Origin of the sequence: Streptomyces sp. Da 82-17 (genome assembly GCF_046098215.1) — a bacterium.
Taxonomy (GTDB): domain Bacteria; phylum Actinomycetota; class Actinomycetes; order Streptomycetales; family Streptomycetaceae; genus Streptomyces.
In genome coordinates this window covers 376,053-394,981 of the sequence record NZ_JBJURH010000001.1, presented here as the reverse complement: position 1 = coordinate 394,981, position 18,929 = coordinate 376,053, and the positions used below count along the sequence as shown (strand labels likewise).

Below are 18,929 nucleotides of genomic sequence, written 5' to 3'. Positions count from 1 at the left end.
CCCGTTCCGGCGGTCGGCCTCCGCGCGTGTGCCCGGCTCCGGCGGGGCGCCCCGAGGCACGATGGGGGCGTGACCAAGAACGTGACCTCTGTCGACACCCCCGCCGGCCAGGCCCGCATCACCTGGTTCCCCGGCAAGCAGGCCCGCCTCGTCCTCGCCGTCAGCAACGGCGCAGGCGGCGGCATCGAGGCGCGCGACCTGCAGGCCCTCGCCGCCGAACTCCCCGCGCGGGGCGTGACCGTGGCCCTCGTCGAGCAGCCCTGGCGGGTGGCCGGGAAGAAGGTGGCGCCCGCCCCGAAGACGCTCGACACCGGCTGGCGCGCCCTCTGGCCGACCCTCGCGGAGCCCGGCCTCCCGGTGATCGCCGGCGGCCGCAGCGCAGGGGCGCGCGTGGCCTGCCGTACGGCGCAGGAGCTGGGCGCGCACGCCGTGCTGGCGTTGAGCTTCCCGCTGCACCCGCCGGGCAAGCCGGAGAAGTCGCGGGCCGACGAGCTGCTCGGCGCCGGGGTGCCCACGCTGGTCGTGCAGGGCGGCAACGACCCCTTCGGCAAGCCCGCCGAGTTCCCCGACGACGACTCGTACGAGCTGGTCGAGGTCCCGTACGGGGACCACGGGTTCGCCGTACCGAAGCGGGCGGAGATCGGGCAGGAGGAGGCGCTCGAGGTGATCACGGACGCCGTCTCGGAGTGGACCGGGCGGCTCGGCTGACCCCGGCCGGAGCCTCGGGAATGCCGCGCGGCCCGGCGCTGTTGTGGCGGACGTCAGTAGAGAACGCAGAGTGTGAGGGAGTCCGCCGCATGGGTTCGATCGCCTGCCCGAGCCGCGCCAGCGCCGCTGACCTGGGAAGGTCGATGCTGGCTGCGGCCAAGACCGCCCCTATTCGGGCGGCGGGCGGACCGGATCGTCGTCTATCCTCCGATTCGAGCGGGGTCGGCCTCGATCCCGTCCCGTCGCTGGAGGAGGTGGGTCAGGTCACTGGGACCGACGAGGGCCGTGCGCAGGAGGCGGCGGAAGAGACCGCGACCGAGCGCAACGCCCGCTTCGAGCGCGACGCGCTCGAGTTCCTCGACCAGATGTACTCGGCCGCGCTGCGGATGACGCGCAACCCCGCCGATGCCGAGGACCTGGTGCAGGAGACCTACGCGAAGGCGTACGCGTCCTTCCACCAGTTCCGCGAGGGCACCAACCTCAAGGCGTGGCTGTACCGCATCCTCACCAACACGTTCATCAACTCGTACCGCAAGAAGCAGCGCGAGCCCCAGCGGAGCGCTGCCGAGGAGATCGAGGACTGGCAGCTCGCCCGCGCCGAGTCGCACATGTCGACCGGTCTGCGTTCCGCCGAGTCGCAGGCGCTCGACCGGCTGCCCGACTCGGACGTGAAGGACGCACTGCAGGCGATCCCCGAGGAGTTCCGAATCGCCGTCTATCTGGCGGACGTCGAGGGCTTTGCCTACAAGGAGATCGCGGACATCATGGGAACCCCCATCGGTACGGTGATGTCCCGGCTGCACCGCGGCCGGCGACAGCTGCGCGGCATGCTCGAGGACTACGCGAAGGACCGCGGCCTCGTTCCCGCGGGCGCCGCGACCGGCGCGACGGACTCGTCGAACGGAACGAAAGGCTCGGGCTCATGAGCTGCGGAGAGCCGCACGAGACGGACTGCTCTGAGGTCCTGGACCATCTCTATGAGTTCCTGGACCACGAGATGCCCGACAGTGACTGCACCAAGTTCGAGACGCACTTCGAGGAGTGCTCCCCGTGCTTGGAGAAGTACGGCCTGGAGCAGGCCGTGAAGAAGTTGGTCAAGCGGTGCTGCGGACACGACGACGTGCCGACGGACCTGCGGGCCAAGGTGATGGGCCGGATCGACATGATCCGCGCCGGCGAGGCCGTGCCCGAGCACGACCTGACCGCCGCCCCGCCCGAGCCGCAGCAGCCGGTCGCCCCGCGCCGCTCCGCCGCGTCCCCCTCGCCCCAGGAGTCCTGAACCGGACCCCGCCCGGAGTTCTGAACTCCGGTTCTGTTACGGAGAGTTGAGGCTCTCCGGGGCGCGTGACGGGCATCCGTGCGGCCACATCACTCGATGGTGCGAATCCGCGGTCGCATAAGCCGCGGAATCACCCGATCCCCTCTCCCCGCCCCGCCCCGCCGTCCTATTCTCCGGAATCTGAACGGCACGGCGGGCCAGGAGGAGGGGGCGCGATGCGGTCTGTTCCGCCCTGGGCGGGCGTCTACATCGCCCTGGCCGCACTCGGCGCCGCCGCCTGCGCGGCCCCGGCCTTCGCCCCGTCCGACGCCACCCCGTGGGGCGCGCTCGCGCTGCTCGCCGCGCTCTACGCGGGCTGCGAGCAGATCACCCGCTTCCGCTTCCTCGGACAGCGCGCGGCCCGCGGCCTGGCCGGCTTCTTCCCCGTGCTGCTCGCCGGGGTGTTCCTGATGCCGCCCGCCGCCGCCGCGCTCGTCGCCCTGCCCGGCGCCGCCCTCGCCCGGGTCGAGCGCGGACCCGCGCTGCCCCGCAGAATCTGGCGCCCCGCGCGGTACGCGATCGCCTGCTGGGCCGCCGCCACCGTCCATGTCGCCCTCGGCGGACGCCAGTTGCTCGCCGCGGGCTCCCCGCCCGCGCCGGGCTTCCCGCTCGCGCTCGCGCCCGCCGCGGCCGCCGCCCTCGTACTCGCCCTGGTCGCCGCCGCGCTCGACGGCGGCATCCTCGCGACGGCCGAGCGGGTCCCGCTGCGCGCGGCCTGGCGCGGCCTCTTCCCGCGCTCCGTCGCGCCCGTCCTGGTGCACGGCTTCGCCGGACTGATGATGGCGGTCCTCTGGCGCAGCCCGTACGGACCGCTGGCCGCGCTGCTCGTGCTGCTGCCGATGTACGTCTCCAGCTGGGTGTTCGCCCAGTACCACCGCGAGCGCGCCGCCCACCAGGCCACCATCAGGGCGCTCGTGCAGGCCGTCGACATCAAGGACGAGTACACGCGCGGGCACAGCGAACGCGTCGGCGAGGCCTCTGTCCTGATCGCCCGCGAACTCGGCATGGCCGACGAACGGATCGAGGTCCTCCGGTTCGCCGGGATCCTGCACGACGTCGGCAAACTCGGCGTCCCCACCCGCCTGTTGCGCAAGGACGGCCCGCTCACCCCCGAGGAGCGCCGCGTCATCGAACTCCACCCGGAGTACGGGCACGAGATGGTCCGCGGCATCAGCTTCCTCGGCGAGGCCCGCGCGGCGATCCTGCACCACCACGAACGGCTCGACGGCAGCGGCTACCCGTACGGCCTGTCCGGGCGGCAGATCCCGGAGTTCGCGCGCGTGGTGGCCGTCGCCGACGCCTTCGACGCGATGACGTCGACCCGTTCGTACCGCCGGGGGCGGCCCGTCGCCGACGCGCTCACCGAGCTGAAGCGCTGCGCGGGGCGGCAGTTCGACCCGCAGATGGTCCGCGCCCTCGTCCGCGCCCTCGACCGGAACGGCTGGCACCCCGCCGTCACCTCCGACGAGCCGGGCGGCGTGCAGGAGGCGGCGGAGGCGGTCGCGGCCGCGCAGGTGCCGGCGTCGCACGCTCCGCAGCCGCAGATCCCGGCGCCGCACTTCCCGAAGCCGCAGCTGCCGCACCCGCAGCTTCCGGAATCGCACGTACCGGGGCCGCGCGGCAAGCGCGGCCCGCTCGCCGGGGACCGGCCCGGATGACCCGCAGGACCGCCGCCCGTTCCCTCCGCACGCCCCTCATGGTGCGGGCCGTGCACGTCGCGGCCGCCCTGCTCGCCGTGAGCGCGCTCGCGCACGTGCTGTGGTCCGGGCTGGCCGACCGGGGCGTGGCGCTCGCCTTCGGCGCCCTCGTCGTCGTCGGGGAGCTGGCCCGCAAGAGCGACGCCGCGCAGGACCGCGGACCCGCGCAGGAACGCGAGCCCGCGCCCCTAGGCGCCGCCGGGGCGCTCGCGTACGCGCTGCTCGGGGAGAACGCCGGGCATCCCACGTACCACGGGGTGCTGCAGGTCGTCGCCGTGTGCGCCGCCGCGTTTCTCGTCGGGTCCGTGCCGCACCTCGCGCGCGGGCGGGCGCCGACGCCGGACCACATGGCGCGCCGCGTCCTGACCGTCGCGTTCGCCGCGGTCTGCTTCCAACCCCTGTACAACTCCGGCAAGTTGGCCGAGCTGATCGGACACGGCCCGTACTACGCGCTGTGGCTGGTCGCGCTCGTCGCGCTCACCGGGCTGTGCGACGCCGTGCTCGCCGCCGCCCTGGTGTGCGCCCGCACCCGCTGGCCGTACGGGCCGCTGCTCCGCGACGAGTTGCGGGCCAAGCGCGGCATCGGCTCCGCGGTCGGGGCGAGCGGCGCGGTGATGGCGCTCGCGGTGGCCGTCGCCGGGCTGTGGGCGCTGCCGCTGTTCTGCCTGCCGCTGCTGCTCACCCAGCTCTCCTTCAGCCGGTACGCCGCGGTGCGGACGACCTACCGGCAGACCATCACCTCTCTCGCCCGCGCCACCGAGATCGCCGGGTACACCCCGCAGGGCCACGCCCGCCGGGTCGCCGACCTCAGCCGTGCCGTCGGCCACGACCTGGGGCTGTCCGGCGCCGACCTGGTGGTTCTGGAGTACGCGGCGCTGATGCACGACATCGGCCAGCTGTCCCTGGTCGACCCGGTGCGGGACGGCGCGACGGCCGGGCTGCCCGCCGTCGAGCAGCGCCGGATCGCCCTGCTCGGCGGGGCCGTGGTGCGCCAGACCGGGGTGCCCGCCGACGTCGCCGTGGTCGTCGAGCGGCAGGCCGACCCGTACCGTGAGCAACCCCTCACCGCGCGGATCGTGCGGGCCGCGAACGCATACGACGAGATGGCCAGGGGAGAAGGGCCGGGAGGACCCCTCGCCGCGCTGGAGCGACTGCGCCTCGCCACCGGCCGGGACTACCAGCCGGAGGTCGTGGAGTCCCTGGCCAGAGTGCTCTCCCGGGGAGCCCTGGCACCGGTCGGCGGATGACTTCCCGGAAAGCCGCCGCGGCGCTGCGCCGAGACGCCGGGAGGGCCTCCGGAAGGGCCTCCGGGAAGGGCCGTCGGAACGGCCTCCGTGCAGAGCCGGGAAGGCCGGCCGCGAAGGACCCTTCAGCGGGACCGGAGAAGGCGTCCAGAACGCGTCCGGAAAGCCCCGAGGATCGGGTCCGGCGGGCAGGGATTCCCCGCTCCCACCTGGGTAACCCATGGGTAATGAGCGGGCGTCCGACCCGGCATGGTTGGATGCGAAGTGCAGGGTGTCCGGGGGCAAAGAAGCCCGATGCTGCACTGATGGCGGAACGACCTGGGCAGGCGGGAAACGTGAGGATCTTCGGCAAGGGACGGCATCGGCCCTCCGCCTCCTGGCGGCAGGCGACCGACCGGGCGTTCACGCTCATCGGCGACGGCCGGTACGAGGACGCGGGAGCGCTGCTCACCCGCGCGGCCGACCTCGAACCCTGGCTGTCCGAGTCCTGGTTCAACCTCGCCCTGCTGCACAAGTTCCGGCACGACTGGGAGCAGGCGCGCGCCGCGGGCCTGCGGGCCGTCGCCCTGCTCGACCGCGAGACCGGCGCCCCGGACTGGTGGAACGTCGGCATCGCCGCGACCGCCCTGCAGGACTGGCCGCTCGCCCGCCGCGCCTGGCAGGCGTACGGACTGAAGGTGCCCGGCGGCGCCGTCGGCGGTGAGGCGCCCCTCGGCATGGAGCTCGGCAGCGCGGCCGTGCGGCTCTCCCCGGAGGGCGAGGCCGAAGTGGTGTGGGGGCGGCGGCTCGACCCGGCGCGGATCGAGGTGCTGTCCATCCCGCTGCCGTCGTCCGGCCGGCGCTGGGGCGAGGTCGTGCTGCACGACGGCGTCCCGCACGGCGAGCGGACCACGGCCGACGGCCAGTCGTACCCCGTGTTCGACGAGATCGAGCTGTGGGCTCCCTCACCCGTGCCGACCTGGGTGGTGCTCCTCGAAGCGGCCACGGAGGCCGACCGGGACGCCCTGGAGCGGCTCGCCGCGGACGCCGGCTTCGCCGCCGAGGACTGGTCGTCGTCGGTGCGGCTGCTCTGCCGGATGTGCTCGGAGAGCCGGATGCCCAGCGACGAGGGCGACGGCGAGCACCTCGACCCGCACGACCACAGCGAGCCCGGCCACCCCGGCCCGCTCGGGCACCGCAGCCCCGGCGCGCTCTGGGTGCCGGAGCGGGAGTGCGGCATCGCGGCGCCCGCCGGGCTCGTGCGCGGCCTGCTCGACGGCTGGGTGGCGGACAGCCCGGACACCCGGGACTGGCGCGACCTCGAAGAGGTCTGCTGACCCACGGGCCCCAGCGCCCCGGCACGCAGCGCCCCGGCATCCCAGCGCTCCGGCATCTCGGCATCCCGGCACCGCGGCCCACGCCCGGGCCGGTCCCCGTAGGCTGTACTCCCACACTTGGCATGTTGAGGAAGGCGTACGTCGGACATGGCGCAGCAGGACACCGATCAGCAGACCGCGGCGGAAGCGGGCGTTCTCCCGGTCGACGACGAGGGCTTCGTCATCGACACCGAGAACGCCGAGGAGCGTGAGGCCGCCTACCGCGGGCGCGGCACGTCCCGGCCGATCACCGTCGTGGGCAACCCGGTGCTGCACAAGGAGTGCAAGGACGTCACAGAGTTCGACGACGAGCTGGCGCGGCTGGTCGACGACATGTTCGCCAGCCAGCGCACCGCCGAGGGCGTCGGCCTCGCCGCCAACCAGATCGGCGTCGACAAGAAGGTCTTCGTCTACGACTGCCCGGACGACGAGGGCAAGCGGCACGTCGGCGTGGTCTGCAACCCCGTCCTGCAGGAGCTGCCCGCCGAGCGGCGCCGCCTCGACGACGGCAACGAGGGCTGCCTCTCCGTCCCGACCGCCTACGCCGAGCTGGCCCGCCCCGACTACGCCGTGGTGAAGGGCCAGGACGAGAAGGGCAACCCGATCACCGTGCGCGGCACCGGCTTCTTCGCCCGCTGCCTGCAGCACGAGACGGACCACCTGTACGGCTACCTGTACATCGACCGCCTCTCCAAGCGCGACCGCAAGGACGCCCTGCGGCAGATGGCCGAGGGCACCCCGCGCTACGAGGTCGTGCCCAACGAGTAAGAGCCGCAAGGCAGTTCAGGGGCCGGTCACGCCACGCGGGCCGGCCCCTGAAACGTACGCCGGTACGCGTGCGGGGTCGTGCCGAGGGTGCGCAGGAAGTGGTGGCGCAGGGCGGCCGCCGTGCCGAAGCCGACACGGCCCGCGATCGAGTCGACCGTCTCGTCGGTGGACTCCAGCAACTCCTGGGCGCGCAGCACACGTTGCCGCAGCAGCCAGCGGTACGGGGTCGTGCCGGTCTCCTGCAGGAAGCGGCGGGCGAACGTGCGCGGCGACATGTGCGCACGGTGCGCGAGCTGGTCGACGGTGACGTCCTCGTCGAGATGCCGCTCCAGCCAGACCAGGACCTCGCCGACGGTGTCGCACGGCGTCGCCGGCAGCGGCCGCTTCACGTACTGCGCCTGCCCGCCGTCCCGGTGCGGCGGTACGACCATGCGGCGCGCGACGGCGTTGGCGACCTCGGTGCCGTGCTCCTTGCGGACGATGTGCAGGCAGGCGTCGATGCCGGCCGCCGTGCCGGCCGAGGTGAACACCGGGTCCTCGTCGACGTACAGGACGTCCGGCTCGACCCGGGCGCGCGGGTAGCGGATCGCCAGCTCCCGCGCGTACCGCCAGTGCACCGCGCAGCGGCGGCCGTCCAGGAGGCCCGCCTCGCCGAGCAGGAACACCCCGGAGCAGACGGAGAGCACCCGGGCGCCCCGCTCCACCGTGCGGCGCAGCGCGTCGAGCAGCTCCGGCGGGTACGGGCGCTCCGCGGTCTGCGGGCGGACCGCGGGGACCGCGACCAGGTCGGCCTCCTCGAGCCGCTCCAGGCCGTGCGGCGTGGAGATGGTGAAGCCGGCGTTGGTGCCGAGGACCGGGCCCTCGGCGGAGGCCACGGCGAAGTCGTACACCGGCAGTCCCTCGTCGCTGCGGTCGAGGCCGAACACCTCGCTGACCACGCCGAGTTCGAAGGGGTGCACGTCGTCCAGGACCACGGCGGCCACGTTCTTCAGCATGTCCGCCAGTGTGCCGCAGGGTTGGCAGGATGTCGATGCTTCATGTCAGTCCTGCCACTGACCCGGAGGCGCCGGGAGCGGGAGAGTAAGGGGCATGGAAACCACACGCGTTCTTCTCAACACTCTCGGCGTCCTCGGAGTCTTCGTCCTCCTGGCCCTGCCCTCGCTCGTCGGCCACCTCCACGACCTGCGCGTGGCACGGCAGTTGCGGGCCGCGGAGCGGGGCGAGGACCTTCGGGGCCGTACGGTTCAGAACTCGTCGTCGAAGGAGACCGAGCCCTCCACCGCCACCTGGTACGCGGACGGCCTGCGCTCGAAGAAGTTGGTCAACTCCTGAACGCCCTGCAGCTCCATGAACGAGAAGGGGTTCTCGGAGCCGTAGACCGGGGCGAAGCCGAGCCGGGTGAGGCGCTGGTCGGCGACGCACTCCAGGTACTGCCGCATCGACTCGGTGTTCATGCCCGGCAGTCCGTCGCCGCACAGGTCGCGCGCGAACTGCAGCTCGGCGTCGACGGCCTCGCGCAGCATGTCGGTGACCTGCTCGCGCAGCTTGTCGTCGAAGAGTTCGGGCTCCTCCTTGCGGACGGTGTCCACGACCTCGAAGGCGAAGTTCATGTGCATCGTCTCGTCCCGGAACACCCAGTTGGTGCCGGTGGCCAGGCCGTGCAGCAGACCGCGGGAGCGGAACCAGTACACGTACGCGAAGGCGCCGTAGAAGAACAGGCCCTCGATGCAGGCCGCGAAGCAGATCAGGTTGAGCAGGAACCTGCGCCGGTCGGCCTGCGTCTCCAGGCGGTCGATCTCCTCGACCGAGTCCATCCACTTGAAGCAGAACTCGGCCTTCTCGCGGATCGACGGGATGTTCTCGACGGCCGCGAAGGCGGCGGCGCGGTCGTCCGGGTCGGGCAGATAGGTGTCGAGCAGCGTCAGATAGAACTGGACGTGCACGGCCTCCTCGAAGAGCTGACGGCTCAAGTAGAGCCTCGCCTCGGGGGAGTTGATGTGCTTGTAGAGCGTGAGCACCAGGTTGTTCGCGACGATCGAGTCGCCGGTCGCGAAGAACGCGACGAGCCGGCCGATCATGTGCTGCTCGCCGGGTGAGAGCTTCGCGAGGTCGGCGACGTCCGAGTGGAGGTCGACCTCCTCGACGGTCCAGGTGTTCTTGATGGCGTCCCGGTAGCGCTCGTAGAAGTCGGGGTAGCGCATGGGGCGCAGGGTCAGCTCGAAGCCGGGGTCGAGCAAGTTTTTAGATGTTGCAGTCTTGGGACGGTTTTCGCTGGTCACTGGCAGGCCTCGCAGGACTCGGGGTTTTCCAGGGAGCAGGCGACGGCCTCGGGGGCGGCGGCCTGCGCGGGGACGGGGGTGGCGGCGCTCTGCGAACCGGCCGCGCGGGCGATCCGGGTCGCGGGGCGTGAGCGCAGGTAGTACGTGGTCTTGAGGCCCGACTTCCAGGCGTACGCGTACATCGAGGAGAGCTTGCCGATGGTCGGCGTCTCCAGGAACAGGTTCAGGGACTGCGCCTGGTCGAGGAACGGGGTGCGGGCGGCGGCCATGTCGATGAGGCCGCGCTGCGGGATCTCCCAGGCCGTGCGGTACAGCGCGCGCACCTCCGCGGGCAACCGACTGAAGCCCTGCACCGAGCCGTTGGACTCGCGCAGCGCCTCCCGGGTCTGCGCGTCCCACAGGCCGAGCCGCTTCAGCTCGGCCACCAGGTAGGCGTTGACCTGGAGGAACTCGCCGCTGAGCGTCTCGCGCTTGAACAGGTTGGAGACCTGCGGCTCGATGCACTCGTAGACACCGGCGATGGACGCGATGGTGGCGGTCGGCGCGATGGCGAGCAGCAGCGAGTTGCGCATGCCGGTGGCGGCGATCCGCGCCCGCAGCGCCGCCCAGCGCTCGGGCCAGTGCAGTTCCACGTCGTAGTGGTCGGGGTGCAGCACACCCCGGGCCGTACGGGTCTGCTCCCAGGCGGGCAACGGGCCGTTGCGCTCGGCGAGTTCGGCGGACGCCTCGTACGCGGCGAGCATGATGCGCTCGGCGATCCGCGTCGACAAGGCGCGGGCCTCGGCCGAGTCGAACGGCAGCCGCAGCTTGAAGAACACGTCCTGCAGACCCATGGCGCCCAGGCCCACGGGCCGCCACTTGGCGTTGGAGCGGCCGGCCTGCTCGGTCGGGTAGAAGTTGATGTCGACGACCCGGTCGAGGAAGGTCACGGCGGTACGGACGGTGGCGTCCAGACGCTCCCAGTCGATGTCCTGCGAGCCGGGGTCCACGAACGCGCCGAGGTTCACCGAGCCCAGGTTGCAGACCGCGGTCTCGCCGTCGTCCGTGACCTCCAGGATCTCGGTGCACAGGTTCGAGGAGTGCACGGTGTTGCCGGGTTCGGCGGTCTGGTTGGCGGTGCGGTTGGCGGCGTCCTTGAACGTCATCCAGCCGTTGCCGGTCTGGGCGAGCGTGCGCATCATCCGCCCGTACAACTCCCGCGCGGGCAGCGTCTTCCGGGCGAGCCCGGCGGCCTCGGCCTTCCGGTAGGCGGCGTCGAACTCCTCGCCCCACAGGTCGACGAGCTCGGGCACGTCGGCGGGGGAGAACAGCGACCAGGTGCCGTCCTCCGCGACCCGGCGCATGAACGCGTCGGGGATCCAGTGCGCGAGGTTGAGGTTGTGCGTACGGCGGGCGTCCTCGCCGGTGTTGTCCCGCAGCTCCAGGAACTCCTCGATGTCGGAGTGCCAGGTCTCCAGGTAGACCGCGGCCGCGCCCTTGCGCCGGCCGCCCTGGTTGACGGCGGCCACGGAGGCGTCGAGCGTCTTGAGGAACGGCACGATGCCGTTGGAGTGCCCGTTGGTCCCGCGGATCAGCGAACCCCGGCTGCGGATCCGGGAGTACGAGAGGCCGATGCCACCGGCGTGCTTGGAGAGGCGGGCGACCTGGTGGTAGCGGTCGTAGATGGAGTCGAGCTCGTCGAGCGGGGAGTCGAGCAGGTAGCAGGACGACATCTGCGGGTGCCGCGTACCGGAGTTGAAGAGCGTCGGCGACGACGGCAGGTAGTCGAGGCGGCTCATCAGGCCGTAGAGGGCGGCGATTTCGTCCACCGCCCGGGTGCTCTCGTCCTCGGCGAGGCCGGCGGCGACGCGCAGCATGAAGTGCTGCGGCGTCTCGATCACCTTGCGGGTGAGCGGGTGGCGCAGCAGGTAGCGGCTGTGCAGAGTGCGCAGGCCGAAGTAGCCGAAGCGGTCGTCGGCGGCCGGGTCGATCAGCGCGTCCAGCCGGGCGGCGTGGGCCCGTACGAACTCCGCGGTGCGGTCGGCGATCAGGCCCTCGCGGTGGCCCACGGCGACGGACTCGGTGAAGCGGGCGACGCCCTGCGAGGCGGCCTCGTCGGCGATGGCGCGGGTGAGGAGGCGGGCGGCGAGCCGGGAGTAGGCGGGGTCCTCGGAGATCAGGCCGGCGGCGGCGTCGGTGGCGAGGTCGCGCAGCTCCGCCGCGTCCGAGCCCGCGTGCCGGCCGCGCAGCGCGGCGGCGGCGACCCGGCCGGGGTCGGTGTCGGGCAGGTCGGCGGTCAGCTCGGTCAGGGTCCGCAGCAGCGCTGTTCCGGGGGCGTCTTCGGCTTCCCGGCCCGTCTCCGCCTCGGCTGGCGCGATGGTCACGTGGGGGCACTCCCTCGCTCGGCTCGGGGCCAGGCGGGCGGGAGTGGGCGCACGGCAGGCCCGTACGGCACACCGCGGCGCGTCCACCGGCCCATTCCGCGAGGCCCGGACGTCATCGGCACCCGGACCGGACGGCACGGGTGCGCCGTCGGCAGGTCATCGGACTCGACGGGTACGCGAAAGCGCACCGATACACCGTTGCGGGACAGTTCCGGATTCGCACCGGATTCCCCTGCGGCGACAGCGAGGACGAGCATACATGTGGTGGGCGATGCTCGCGGCTGCCCCCATATGTTGTGTCGTACGACGGAGGGGCGGTACGGGACCGTGGTCCCGTACCGCCCCTCCGAGCGGACGTCGGCGCTCAGCAGCAGCGGAAGCCCTCGCGGGGATCCGCCTCGCGCTCGTCCATCCGCTTGCGCTCGAACTCGCGGCGGCTCAGGACCTCCGCGTCCGGGTCGCAGGCCCGGGCGTGGGCGACGTACCGGTCGTACACCGCCTCACCCGAGAGCTCGCGCCACCAGTAACGGACCTTTCCCGCAAGGGAGTTCATCAGCGGGCCCCGGAGCTCGCGGGCACGCCGCCGTCGCCCTCGCCGGCACCGCCCGCGCCCGCCGCGGCGAGCTCGGCCTTCTCCTCCTTGGTCGCCCACAGCCCGGCCGGGGCGACCACCTTGGACTCGACGTACGGCGCCTCGGTGAGCTTCGCCGACTCGGGGTCGCGGACGGCCTTGACGCAGACCCGGGCCGCGTCCGCGAGGACGATCAGGATGAGGACCGCGAACAGGATCGAAAGGACGCCGTCCACCGTGGAGTTGGTGACCACGGTGTGCATGTCGTCCATCGACTTGGCGGGCGGCAGCACCTTCCCGGCGTCGATGCCGTCCTGGTACGTCGAGCGCTGGGCGAAGAAGCCCACCTTCGGGTCGTCCGAGAACACCTTCTGCCAACTCGCGGTGAGCGTCACGGCCGCGTCCCACAGCAGTGGAATGCCCGTCACCCAGGCCCACTTGAGGCGGCCGGACTTCACCAGGAGCGTGGTGCAGACGGCGAGCGCGACGGCGGCCAGGAGCTGGTTGGCGATGCCGAACAGCGGGAACAGCTGGTTGATGCCGCCCAGCGGGTCGTGCACGCCGACCCACAGGAAGTAGCCCCAGCCGCCGACGACGATCGCGCTGGTGACCCAGACGCCCGGCTTCCAGCTGACGTCGCGCAGCGGCTTGTAGACGTTGCCGAGGGTGTCCTGCAGCATGAACCGGCCCACGCGGGTGCCCGCGTCCACGGTGGTGAGGATGAACAGCGCCTCGAACATGATCGCGAAGTGGTACCAGAACGCCTTCAGTCCGGCGCCGCCGATCACCGCGGAGAAGATCTCCGACATGCCGAGCGCGAACGTCGGGGCGCCACCCGTCTTGGACAGCAGCGACGGCTCCTCGACGGCCTTGGCCGCGGCCGTCAACTCCTCGGCGGAGATGGAGAATCCGAGCCCGTTGACCGCCTGCGAGGCCGACTCGACCGTCGTGCCGAGGAAGCCCGCGGGCGAGTTGACCGCGAAGTAGAGGCCCGGCTCGATGATGCACGCCGCGATGACCGCCATGACGGCCACGAACGACTCGGTGAGCATGGAGCCGTAGCCGACGAGGCGGACCTGCGTCTCCTTCTGGATCATCTTCGGCGTCGTACCGGAGGAGACCAGGGCGTGGAAGCCGGAGAGGGCGCCGCAGGCGATGGTGATGAAGACGAACGGGAAGAGCGAGCCGGCGAAGACCGGGCCCGTGCCGCTGGTCGCGAACTCGGTGATCGCGGGCATCTTCAGCGTCGGCAGCGCGATGACGACGCCGAGGGCGAGCAGCACGATCGTGCCGACCTTCATGAACGTCGACAGGTAGTCGCGCGGCGCCAGCAGCATCCACACCGGAAGCACCGAGGCCAGGAAGCCGTACGCCACCATCCAGATGACCAGCGTGCCCGGCTCCAGCGTGAACGTCTCGGCGAGCGAGGAGTCCGCGACCCAGGAGCCGGAGACGATCGCGAGGAGCAGCAGCGCGACGCCGATGAGGGACACCTCGGTGACCCGGCCCGGCCGCAGAATGCGCAGGTAGAAGCCCATGAACAGGGCGATCGGGATGGTCATCGCGATGGAGAAGACACCCCACGGCGAGTGCGCGAGGGCGTTCACGATCACCAGGGCGAGCACCGCGAGCAGGATGATCATGATCGCGAAGACCGCGACGAGGGCGGCGGCGCCGCCGAACGGCCCGATCTCGTCCCGCGCCATCTGGCCGAGCGAGCGGCCGTTGCGCCGGGTGGAGAAGAACAGGGTGACCATGTCCTGCACCGCACCGGCGAAGATCACGCCCGCGACGATCCAGATCGTGCCGGGCAGATAGCCCATCTGCGCGGCGAGCACGGGCCCGACGAGCGGACCGGCGCCGGCGATCGCGGCGAAGTGGTGCCCGAACAGCACCCGCCGGTCGGTCGGGTGGAAGTCGACACCGTTGTCGAGGCGTTCGGCCGGGGTGGCCCGGGTCTTGTCGACCTTCAGGACCCGGTTGGCGATGAATTTCGCGTAGAACCGGTACGCGATCGCGTACGAGCCGAGTGCGGCGGCCAGCATCCAGGCCGCGGAGATCTCCTCGCCCCGCGAGAGGGCGAGCATCGCCCAGCCCGCGGCGCCGACGAGGGCGACGAGCGACCAGACGACGACTGACTTGGGCGTGATTCTTCGCGTGCTCCGCGCCTCGGCGGGCGCCGACTCCGGCATGGTGGGCTCCGTCCCCTAGATCACCCTGTCAATGCGTGTTAATGCGCAGGAAATCTAGGTGACCGTCTCGTCATGCGTCACCCCCTGTCCGCATATCGGTACGGCCACAAAACTGGCCGCCTGACCGCGCACAGGGGGACGAAAGGGCCCAACTCGCCGTTCCGGAAGGGGTGTTGCCCGCGTGTCTCTACGGCCGCTGGAGGCGGGCCACGAACTTGTACCGGTCGCCGCGGTAGACCGAGCGGACCCATTCGACCGGCTGCCCGGACGCATCCAGCGAGTGCCGGGACAGCATCAGCATCGGCAGGCCCACGTCCGTGCCGAGCAGCGCGGCCTCGGTCGGCGTCGCGAGGGAGGTCTCGATGGTCTCCTCGGCCTCGGCGAGGTGGATGTCGTAGACCTCGGCGAGCGCCGTGTAGAGCGAGGTGTACTTGGCGAGCGAGCGGCGCAGTGCGGGGAAGCGCTTCGCCGAGAGGTGCGTGGTCTCGATCGCCATCGGCTCGCCGTTCGCGAGCCGCAGCCGCTGGATGCGCAGCACCCGCCCGCCCGCCGCGATGTCGAGCAGCTCGGCGAGCCGGTCGTCCGCCGTGACGTACCCGATGTCCAGGAGCTGCGAGGTGGGTTCGAGCCCCTGCGCCCGCATGTCCTCGGTGTACGAGGTGAGTTGGAGCGACTGCGAGACCTTCGGCTTGGCGACGAACGTGCCCTTGCCCTGGATCCGCTCCAGGCGCCCCTCGACCACCAGCTCCTGCAGCGCCTGCCGCACGGTGGTCCGCGACGTGTCGAACTCCGCGGCGAGCGTGCGCTCCGGCGGTACGGGCGTGCCGGGCGGCAGCGTCTCCGTCATGTCGAGGAGGTGCTTCTTCAGGCGGTAGTACTTGGGCACGCGCGCGGTGCGGGCCGGACTCTGCGACTCGCGCGGCTCGGCCGCCGCGACGTCCGCCGCGCTCTGCGTGCTGCCCGAATCGGTACCCATCCCTCGCCCGCCCGTCTCCCGGCCGCCGCTCCTCGATGACGCCTTCCGCGCGGCGCCCTGCTGCGGCTCCTGTGCTGCTGCCGTCACCGGCTCCTCCGTCTGTCGCGGCTCACATCGTGGCACGCCCCGGCCGCGACCGGGATCACGACCTCAGGTGTCGGTCAGGTAACGGGATGTGGGACCCCTCTTATACACCCTTGACACCCCTAAAGGTCTAGGCCAAGCTCCCCGTACTGGTCTACACCATTAAAGACCAGGTCCCAGTCCCACGAACAGTGCCTGACGTATGTCGCCGCAGTGGGTGGGGGGTTGCTGGCATCCCTGAGGAGGGTGACGTGAAGCGCAAGCTCATAGCCGCGATCGGTGCAGCGGGCATGGTGGTGTCCCTCGCGGCCTGCGGTTCGGACGACGGCAAGGGCGCGGGGGCGGACGGCTTCAAGGGCGAGACCCTGACCGTATGGGCCATGGACGGCTCCACACCGGACAGTTGGACCAAGGGCGTGACGGCCGCCTTCGAGAAGAAGACCGGCGCGAAGCTGAAGTTCGAGATCCAGCAGTGGAACGGCATCCAGCAGAAGCTGACCACCGCCCTCTCCGAGGAGAACCCGCCGGACGTCTTCGAGATCGGCAACACCCAGACCCCGGCGTACGCGCAGACCGGCGGCCTCGCCGAGCTCGACGACCTGAAGAAGTCCATCGGCGCCGACTGGACCGAGACCCTCAACGAGGCGTCCGTCTTCGACGGCAAGCAGTACGCGGCACCCTGGTTCGCCGCCAACCGCGTCGTCGTCTACAACAAGAAGGTCTTCGCCGACGCGGGCGTCACCGAGATCCCGAAGACCCGCGCCGAACTCTTCAAGGCCTTCGACAAGATCAAGGCGAAGGGCAAGGCCGAGCCCGTCTACATGCCCGGCCAGAACTGGTACTTCTTCGACGGCCTCACGATCGGCACCGGCGCCGAACTCGTGAAGAAGGACGGCGGCAAGTGGGTCTCCAACCTCGCGGACCCCAAGGTCGGCGAGGCCATGGACATCTACAAGAAGTACGCCTCGTACTCCACCGCCCCCAAGGACAAGGACGAGGCCACCCCGCAGCAGGCCGAGGTGTTCGCCAAGGGGAAGACCGGCGCGTTCATCGGCATGGGCTGGGAGGCCGCCACCGCGATCAAGGCCAACCCGAAGATCGAGAAGGACATCGGCTACTTCACCATCCCCGGTGAGAACGCCGACAAGCCCGAGGGCGTCTTCCTCGGCGGCTCCAACCTCGCCGTCGCCGCGGGCAGCCAGAAGCAGGAGCTCGCCAAGGAGTTCCTGAAGATCGCCCTCTCCGACAAGTTCGAGGGCGCGCTGTCCAAGGAGCTCGGCGTCATCCCCAACAAGGAGTCGCTGCAGGACAACCTGAAGGGCCAGCCCGCCGGCGAGGCCGCCGCGCCCTCCGTCGCCTCCGGCGGCACCACCCCGCTGATCCCCGAGTGGGCCGCCGTGGAGAACCCGCCGAACCCGATCAAGACGTACATGACCGCGGTCCTGAACGGTAAGTCGCACGCGGCCGCCGCCAAGCAGGTCGAGGGCGAGTTCAACAAGCGCCTGGCGCAGAAGCAGTAGCACCCGGGCACCGGGGGAGGGGCCGACGCCGTACGACGGACCCGGCCCGGCCCCGCCCCCCGGCAGGCACGCACCGACACGCTTTCGTACGAGAGAGATGGCGAGCATGACCGCGCCCCGCGCCCGCTCCACCGCACTCGCGCCCTATCTGCTGCTGCTTCCCGCCCTCGCGGCGACCCTGCTGCTGCTCGGCTGGCCGCTGGTCAAGAACGGGCTCCTGTCGTTCCAGAACCTCAACATGAGGCAGCTGATCCAGCACCTCACGGAGTGGAACGGGATCGGCAACTACCAAGACGTGCTGGCCAGTTCGGACTTCTGGCGGGTCACCGTCCGATCCGTCCTGTTCACCGGCGCCAACGTCGTCCTCATCATGGTGCTCGGCACGCTCGTCGGCCTGCTCCTCGCCCGGCTCGGCAAACGGATGCGGCTCACCCTGATGATCGGGCTCGTCCTGGCCTGGGCGATGCCGCCGATCGCCGCCGTCACCGTCTACAAGTGGCTGTTCGCGCAGCGCTTCGGCGTCGTCAACTGGGTGCTCGACCAGCTCGGCTTCCACTCCATGGCCGACCACAACTGGCTCGCCACCCAGTTCTCCACCTTCGCCGTGGTCACCCTGCTCATCGTCTGGCAGTCCATCCCGTTCGTGGCGATCAACCTCTACGCCGCCACGACCACCATCCCCAAGGAGCTCTACGAGGCCGCCGCGCTCGACGGCGCCGGCGCCTGGCAGAGCTTCACCTCGGTCACCGTGCCGTTCCTGCGGCCCTTCCTCTACGCGACGACGTTCCTGGAGATCATCTGGGTCTTCAAGGCGTTCACCCAGGTCTTCGCGATCAACGAGGGCGGCCCCGACCGGCTCACCGAGATCCTGCCCGTGTACGCGTACATCGAGGGCTTCGGCAACCAGCACTTCGGCATGGGCTCCGCGATAGCGCTGCTCACCATCGTGATCCTGCTCGGCCTGACCGCGTACTACCTTCGCATCGTGCTCAAGCAGGAGGAGGACGAGCTGTGAGCCGCCCCCGCCCGACCCTCGGCCGCGCGTGGCCCAACGCGCTGGCGGCCGTCCTCTTCGCCGGCTTCGCCTTCCCCGTCTACTGGATGTTCGCCACGGCCTTCAAACCGACCGGCGACATCATCGCGGAGAACCCGGTCTGGTTCCCCGTCGACTTCACCTTCGAGCACTTCCGCACCGCCGTCACCGCCGACCACTTCTGGACGCTCGTCCGGAACTCGGTCACCGTGACCGCGCTCGCCGTGCTGTTCTCCCTGGTCATCGGGCTGCTCGCGGCCTTCGCCCTGGCCCGCATGCGGTTCCGGGGGCGGCGCGGCTTCATCGTCGCGTTCATGCTCGCGCAGATGGCGCCCTGGGAGGTCATGGTCATCGCGATCTATCTGATCGTCCGCGACGCCGACATGCTCAACAGCCTGATCCCGCTCACCGTCTTCTACATGATGATGGTGCTGCCCTTCACGCTGCTCACACTGCGCGGCTTCGTCGGGGCGATACCGAAGGACCTGGAGGAGTCGGCCATGGTCGACGGCTGCAGCCGCCCCCAGGCCTTCGTCAAGGTGATCCTGCCGCTGCTCGCGCCCGGCCTGATGTCCACCTCGCTGTTCGGCTTCATCACCGCGTGGAACGAGTTCCCGATGGTGCTGATCCTCAACAAGCAGGCCGAGGCCCAGACCCTGCCGCTGTGGATCTCCAAGTTCCAGACCGTCTTCGGCGACGACTGGGGCGCCACCATGGCCGCCTCCTCGCTCTTCGCCGTACCGATCCTGCTCCTCTTCCTCTTCCTGCAGCGCAAGGCCGTCAGCGGCCTCACCGCAGGCGCCGTGAAGGGATAACGCCGT

At 71.1% G+C, this 18,929-nt stretch carries 17 protein-coding genes and 1 riboswitch; of the genes, 11 read left to right on the top strand and 6 right to left on the bottom strand.

All coding sequences use genetic code 11. The annotated features are described in order from the left end of the window. Positions 1-69 precede the first annotated feature (69 nt). From ACIDOF_RS01805 to def, 7 genes are all read left to right on the top strand, one after another. Positions 70-708 carry an alpha/beta family hydrolase gene (locus ACIDOF_RS01805; protein ID WP_409003791.1) on the top strand — a complete coding sequence of 213 codons (639 nt, stop codon included), beginning with the start codon at positions 70-72 and terminating at the stop codon, positions 706-708. Between the two features lie 254 nt (positions 709-962). After that, positions 963-1,634, top strand: coding sequence for a sigma-70 family RNA polymerase sigma factor (locus ACIDOF_RS01800; RefSeq protein WP_409004024.1), 672 nt, complete (start codon positions 963-965; stop codon positions 1,632-1,634). Next, entirely contained in the window at positions 1,631-1,987 is a 357-nt protein-coding gene (gene rsrA, locus ACIDOF_RS01795; RefSeq protein WP_409003790.1) for a mycothiol system anti-sigma-R factor, read from the top strand. The genes ACIDOF_RS01800 and rsrA overlap by 4 nt, the downstream gene beginning before the upstream one ends. A gap of 215 nt (positions 1,988-2,202) precedes the next feature. Further along, positions 2,203-3,684 carry an HD-GYP domain-containing protein gene (locus tag ACIDOF_RS01790; RefSeq protein WP_409003789.1) on the top strand — a complete coding sequence of 494 codons (1,482 nt, stop codon included), beginning with the start codon at positions 2,203-2,205 and terminating at the stop codon, positions 3,682-3,684. Further along, on the top strand, positions 3,681-4,970 hold the full coding sequence (locus ACIDOF_RS01785) for an HD-GYP domain-containing protein (protein ID WP_409003788.1): 1,290 nt from the start codon (positions 3,681-3,683) through the stop codon (positions 4,968-4,970). The genes ACIDOF_RS01790 and ACIDOF_RS01785 overlap by 4 nt, the downstream gene beginning before the upstream one ends. 332 nt (positions 4,971-5,302) lie before the next feature. Beyond that, a complete protein-coding gene (locus tag ACIDOF_RS01780) occupies positions 5,303-6,283 on the top strand; it encodes a tetratricopeptide repeat protein (protein WP_409004023.1) in 981 nt (326 codons plus the stop codon). A 147-nt stretch (positions 6,284-6,430) separates the two neighbouring features. After that, positions 6,431-7,090 carry a peptide deformylase gene (gene def, locus ACIDOF_RS01775; protein WP_409003787.1) on the top strand — a complete coding sequence of 220 codons (660 nt, stop codon included), beginning with the start codon at positions 6,431-6,433 and terminating at the stop codon, positions 7,088-7,090. Positions 7,091-7,116: 26 nt separating this feature from the next. Here the strand turns inward: def and ACIDOF_RS01770 are convergent, their stop codons facing one another. Next, complete coding sequence (locus ACIDOF_RS01770; RefSeq protein ID WP_409003786.1) at positions 7,117-8,085, bottom strand: helix-turn-helix domain-containing protein; 969 nt, start codon at positions 8,083-8,085, stop codon at positions 7,117-7,119. A gap of 94 nt (positions 8,086-8,179) precedes the next feature. Between ACIDOF_RS01770 and ACIDOF_RS01765 the strand changes: the two genes are divergently transcribed. Further along, positions 8,180-8,422 carry a hypothetical protein gene (locus ACIDOF_RS01765; RefSeq protein WP_409003785.1) on the top strand — a complete coding sequence of 81 codons (243 nt, stop codon included), beginning with the start codon at positions 8,180-8,182 and terminating at the stop codon, positions 8,420-8,422. On the opposite strand, the gene ACIDOF_RS01760 is transcribed toward ACIDOF_RS01765, so the two are convergent. From ACIDOF_RS01760 to ACIDOF_RS01740, 5 genes are all read right to left on the bottom strand, one after another. After that, positions 8,335-9,291, bottom strand: a complete 957-nt coding sequence (locus tag ACIDOF_RS01760; protein ID WP_409004022.1) for a ribonucleotide-diphosphate reductase subunit beta — start codon at positions 9,289-9,291, stop codon at positions 8,335-8,337. The two genes, ACIDOF_RS01765 and ACIDOF_RS01760, sit on opposite strands and share 88 nt — an antisense overlap. Before the next feature lie 74 nt (positions 9,292-9,365). Next, positions 9,366-11,732, bottom strand: coding sequence for a ribonucleoside-diphosphate reductase subunit alpha (locus ACIDOF_RS01755; protein ID WP_409003784.1), 2,367 nt, complete (start codon positions 11,730-11,732; stop codon positions 9,366-9,368). A gap of 132 nt (positions 11,733-11,864) precedes the next feature. Further along, positions 11,865-12,006: riboswitch (cobalamin riboswitch) on the bottom strand. A 90-nt stretch (positions 12,007-12,096) separates the two neighbouring features. Continuing rightward, on the bottom strand, positions 12,097-12,285 hold the full coding sequence (locus ACIDOF_RS01750) for a YbdD/YjiX family protein (RefSeq protein ID WP_409003783.1): 189 nt from the start codon (positions 12,283-12,285) through the stop codon (positions 12,097-12,099). After that, complete coding sequence (locus ACIDOF_RS01745; RefSeq protein ID WP_409003782.1) at positions 12,285-14,495, bottom strand: carbon starvation CstA family protein; 2,211 nt, start codon at positions 14,493-14,495, stop codon at positions 12,285-12,287. The genes ACIDOF_RS01750 and ACIDOF_RS01745 overlap by 1 nt, the downstream gene beginning before the upstream one ends. Positions 14,496-14,682: 187 nt before the next feature. Continuing rightward, positions 14,683-15,471, bottom strand: a complete 789-nt coding sequence (locus tag ACIDOF_RS01740; RefSeq protein ID WP_409003781.1) for a GntR family transcriptional regulator — start codon at positions 15,469-15,471, stop codon at positions 14,683-14,685. A 335-nt stretch (positions 15,472-15,806) separates the two neighbouring features. Between ACIDOF_RS01740 and ACIDOF_RS01735 the strand changes: the two genes are divergently transcribed. From ACIDOF_RS01735 to ACIDOF_RS01725, 3 genes are all read left to right on the top strand, one after another. Next, complete coding sequence (locus ACIDOF_RS01735) at positions 15,807-17,075, top strand: extracellular solute-binding protein (protein WP_409003780.1); 1,269 nt, start codon at positions 15,807-15,809, stop codon at positions 17,073-17,075. Positions 17,076-17,172: 97 nt separating this feature from the next. Further along, positions 17,173-18,090 (top strand): carbohydrate ABC transporter permease, encoded by a 918-nt coding sequence (locus tag ACIDOF_RS01730; RefSeq protein WP_409003779.1) that lies wholly within the window; start codon positions 17,173-17,175, stop codon positions 18,088-18,090. Further along, positions 18,087-18,923 (top strand): carbohydrate ABC transporter permease, encoded by an 837-nt coding sequence (locus ACIDOF_RS01725; RefSeq protein ID WP_409003778.1) that lies wholly within the window; start codon positions 18,087-18,089, stop codon positions 18,921-18,923. The genes ACIDOF_RS01730 and ACIDOF_RS01725 overlap by 4 nt, the downstream gene beginning before the upstream one ends. The last annotated feature ends 6 nt before the right edge of the window (positions 18,924-18,929 follow it).

Coding starts and splice junctions, on each gene's coding strand:
- rsrA (WP_409003790.1), top strand. CDS start 1,631: ATGAGCTGCGGAGAGCCGCACGAGACGGACTGCTCTGAGGTCCTGGAC.
- ACIDOF_RS01790 (WP_409003789.1), top strand. CDS start 2,203: ATGCGGTCTGTTCCGCCCTGGGCGGGCGTCTACATCGCCCTGGCCGCA.
- ACIDOF_RS01785 (WP_409003788.1), top strand. CDS start 3,681: ATGACCCGCAGGACCGCCGCCCGTTCCCTCCGCACGCCCCTCATGGTG.
- def (WP_409003787.1), top strand. CDS start 6,431: ATGGCGCAGCAGGACACCGATCAGCAGACCGCGGCGGAAGCGGGCGTT.
- ACIDOF_RS01770 (WP_409003786.1), bottom strand. CDS start 8,085: ATGCTGAAGAACGTGGCCGCCGTGGTCCTGGACGACGTGCACCCCTTC.
- ACIDOF_RS01765 (WP_409003785.1), top strand. CDS start 8,180: ATGGAAACCACACGCGTTCTTCTCAACACTCTCGGCGTCCTCGGAGTC.
- ACIDOF_RS01760 (WP_409004022.1), bottom strand. CDS start 9,291: ATGCGCTACCCCGACTTCTACGAGCGCTACCGGGACGCCATCAAGAAC.
- ACIDOF_RS01750 (WP_409003783.1), bottom strand. CDS start 12,285: ATGAACTCCCTTGCGGGAAAGGTCCGTTACTGGTGGCGCGAGCTCTCG.
- ACIDOF_RS01745 (WP_409003782.1), bottom strand. CDS start 14,495: ATGCCGGAGTCGGCGCCCGCCGAGGCGCGGAGCACGCGAAGAATCACG.
- ACIDOF_RS01740 (WP_409003781.1), bottom strand. CDS start 15,471: ATGGGTACCGATTCGGGCAGCACGCAGAGCGCGGCGGACGTCGCGGCG.
- ACIDOF_RS01730 (WP_409003779.1), top strand. CDS start 17,173: ATGGCGAGCATGACCGCGCCCCGCGCCCGCTCCACCGCACTCGCGCCC.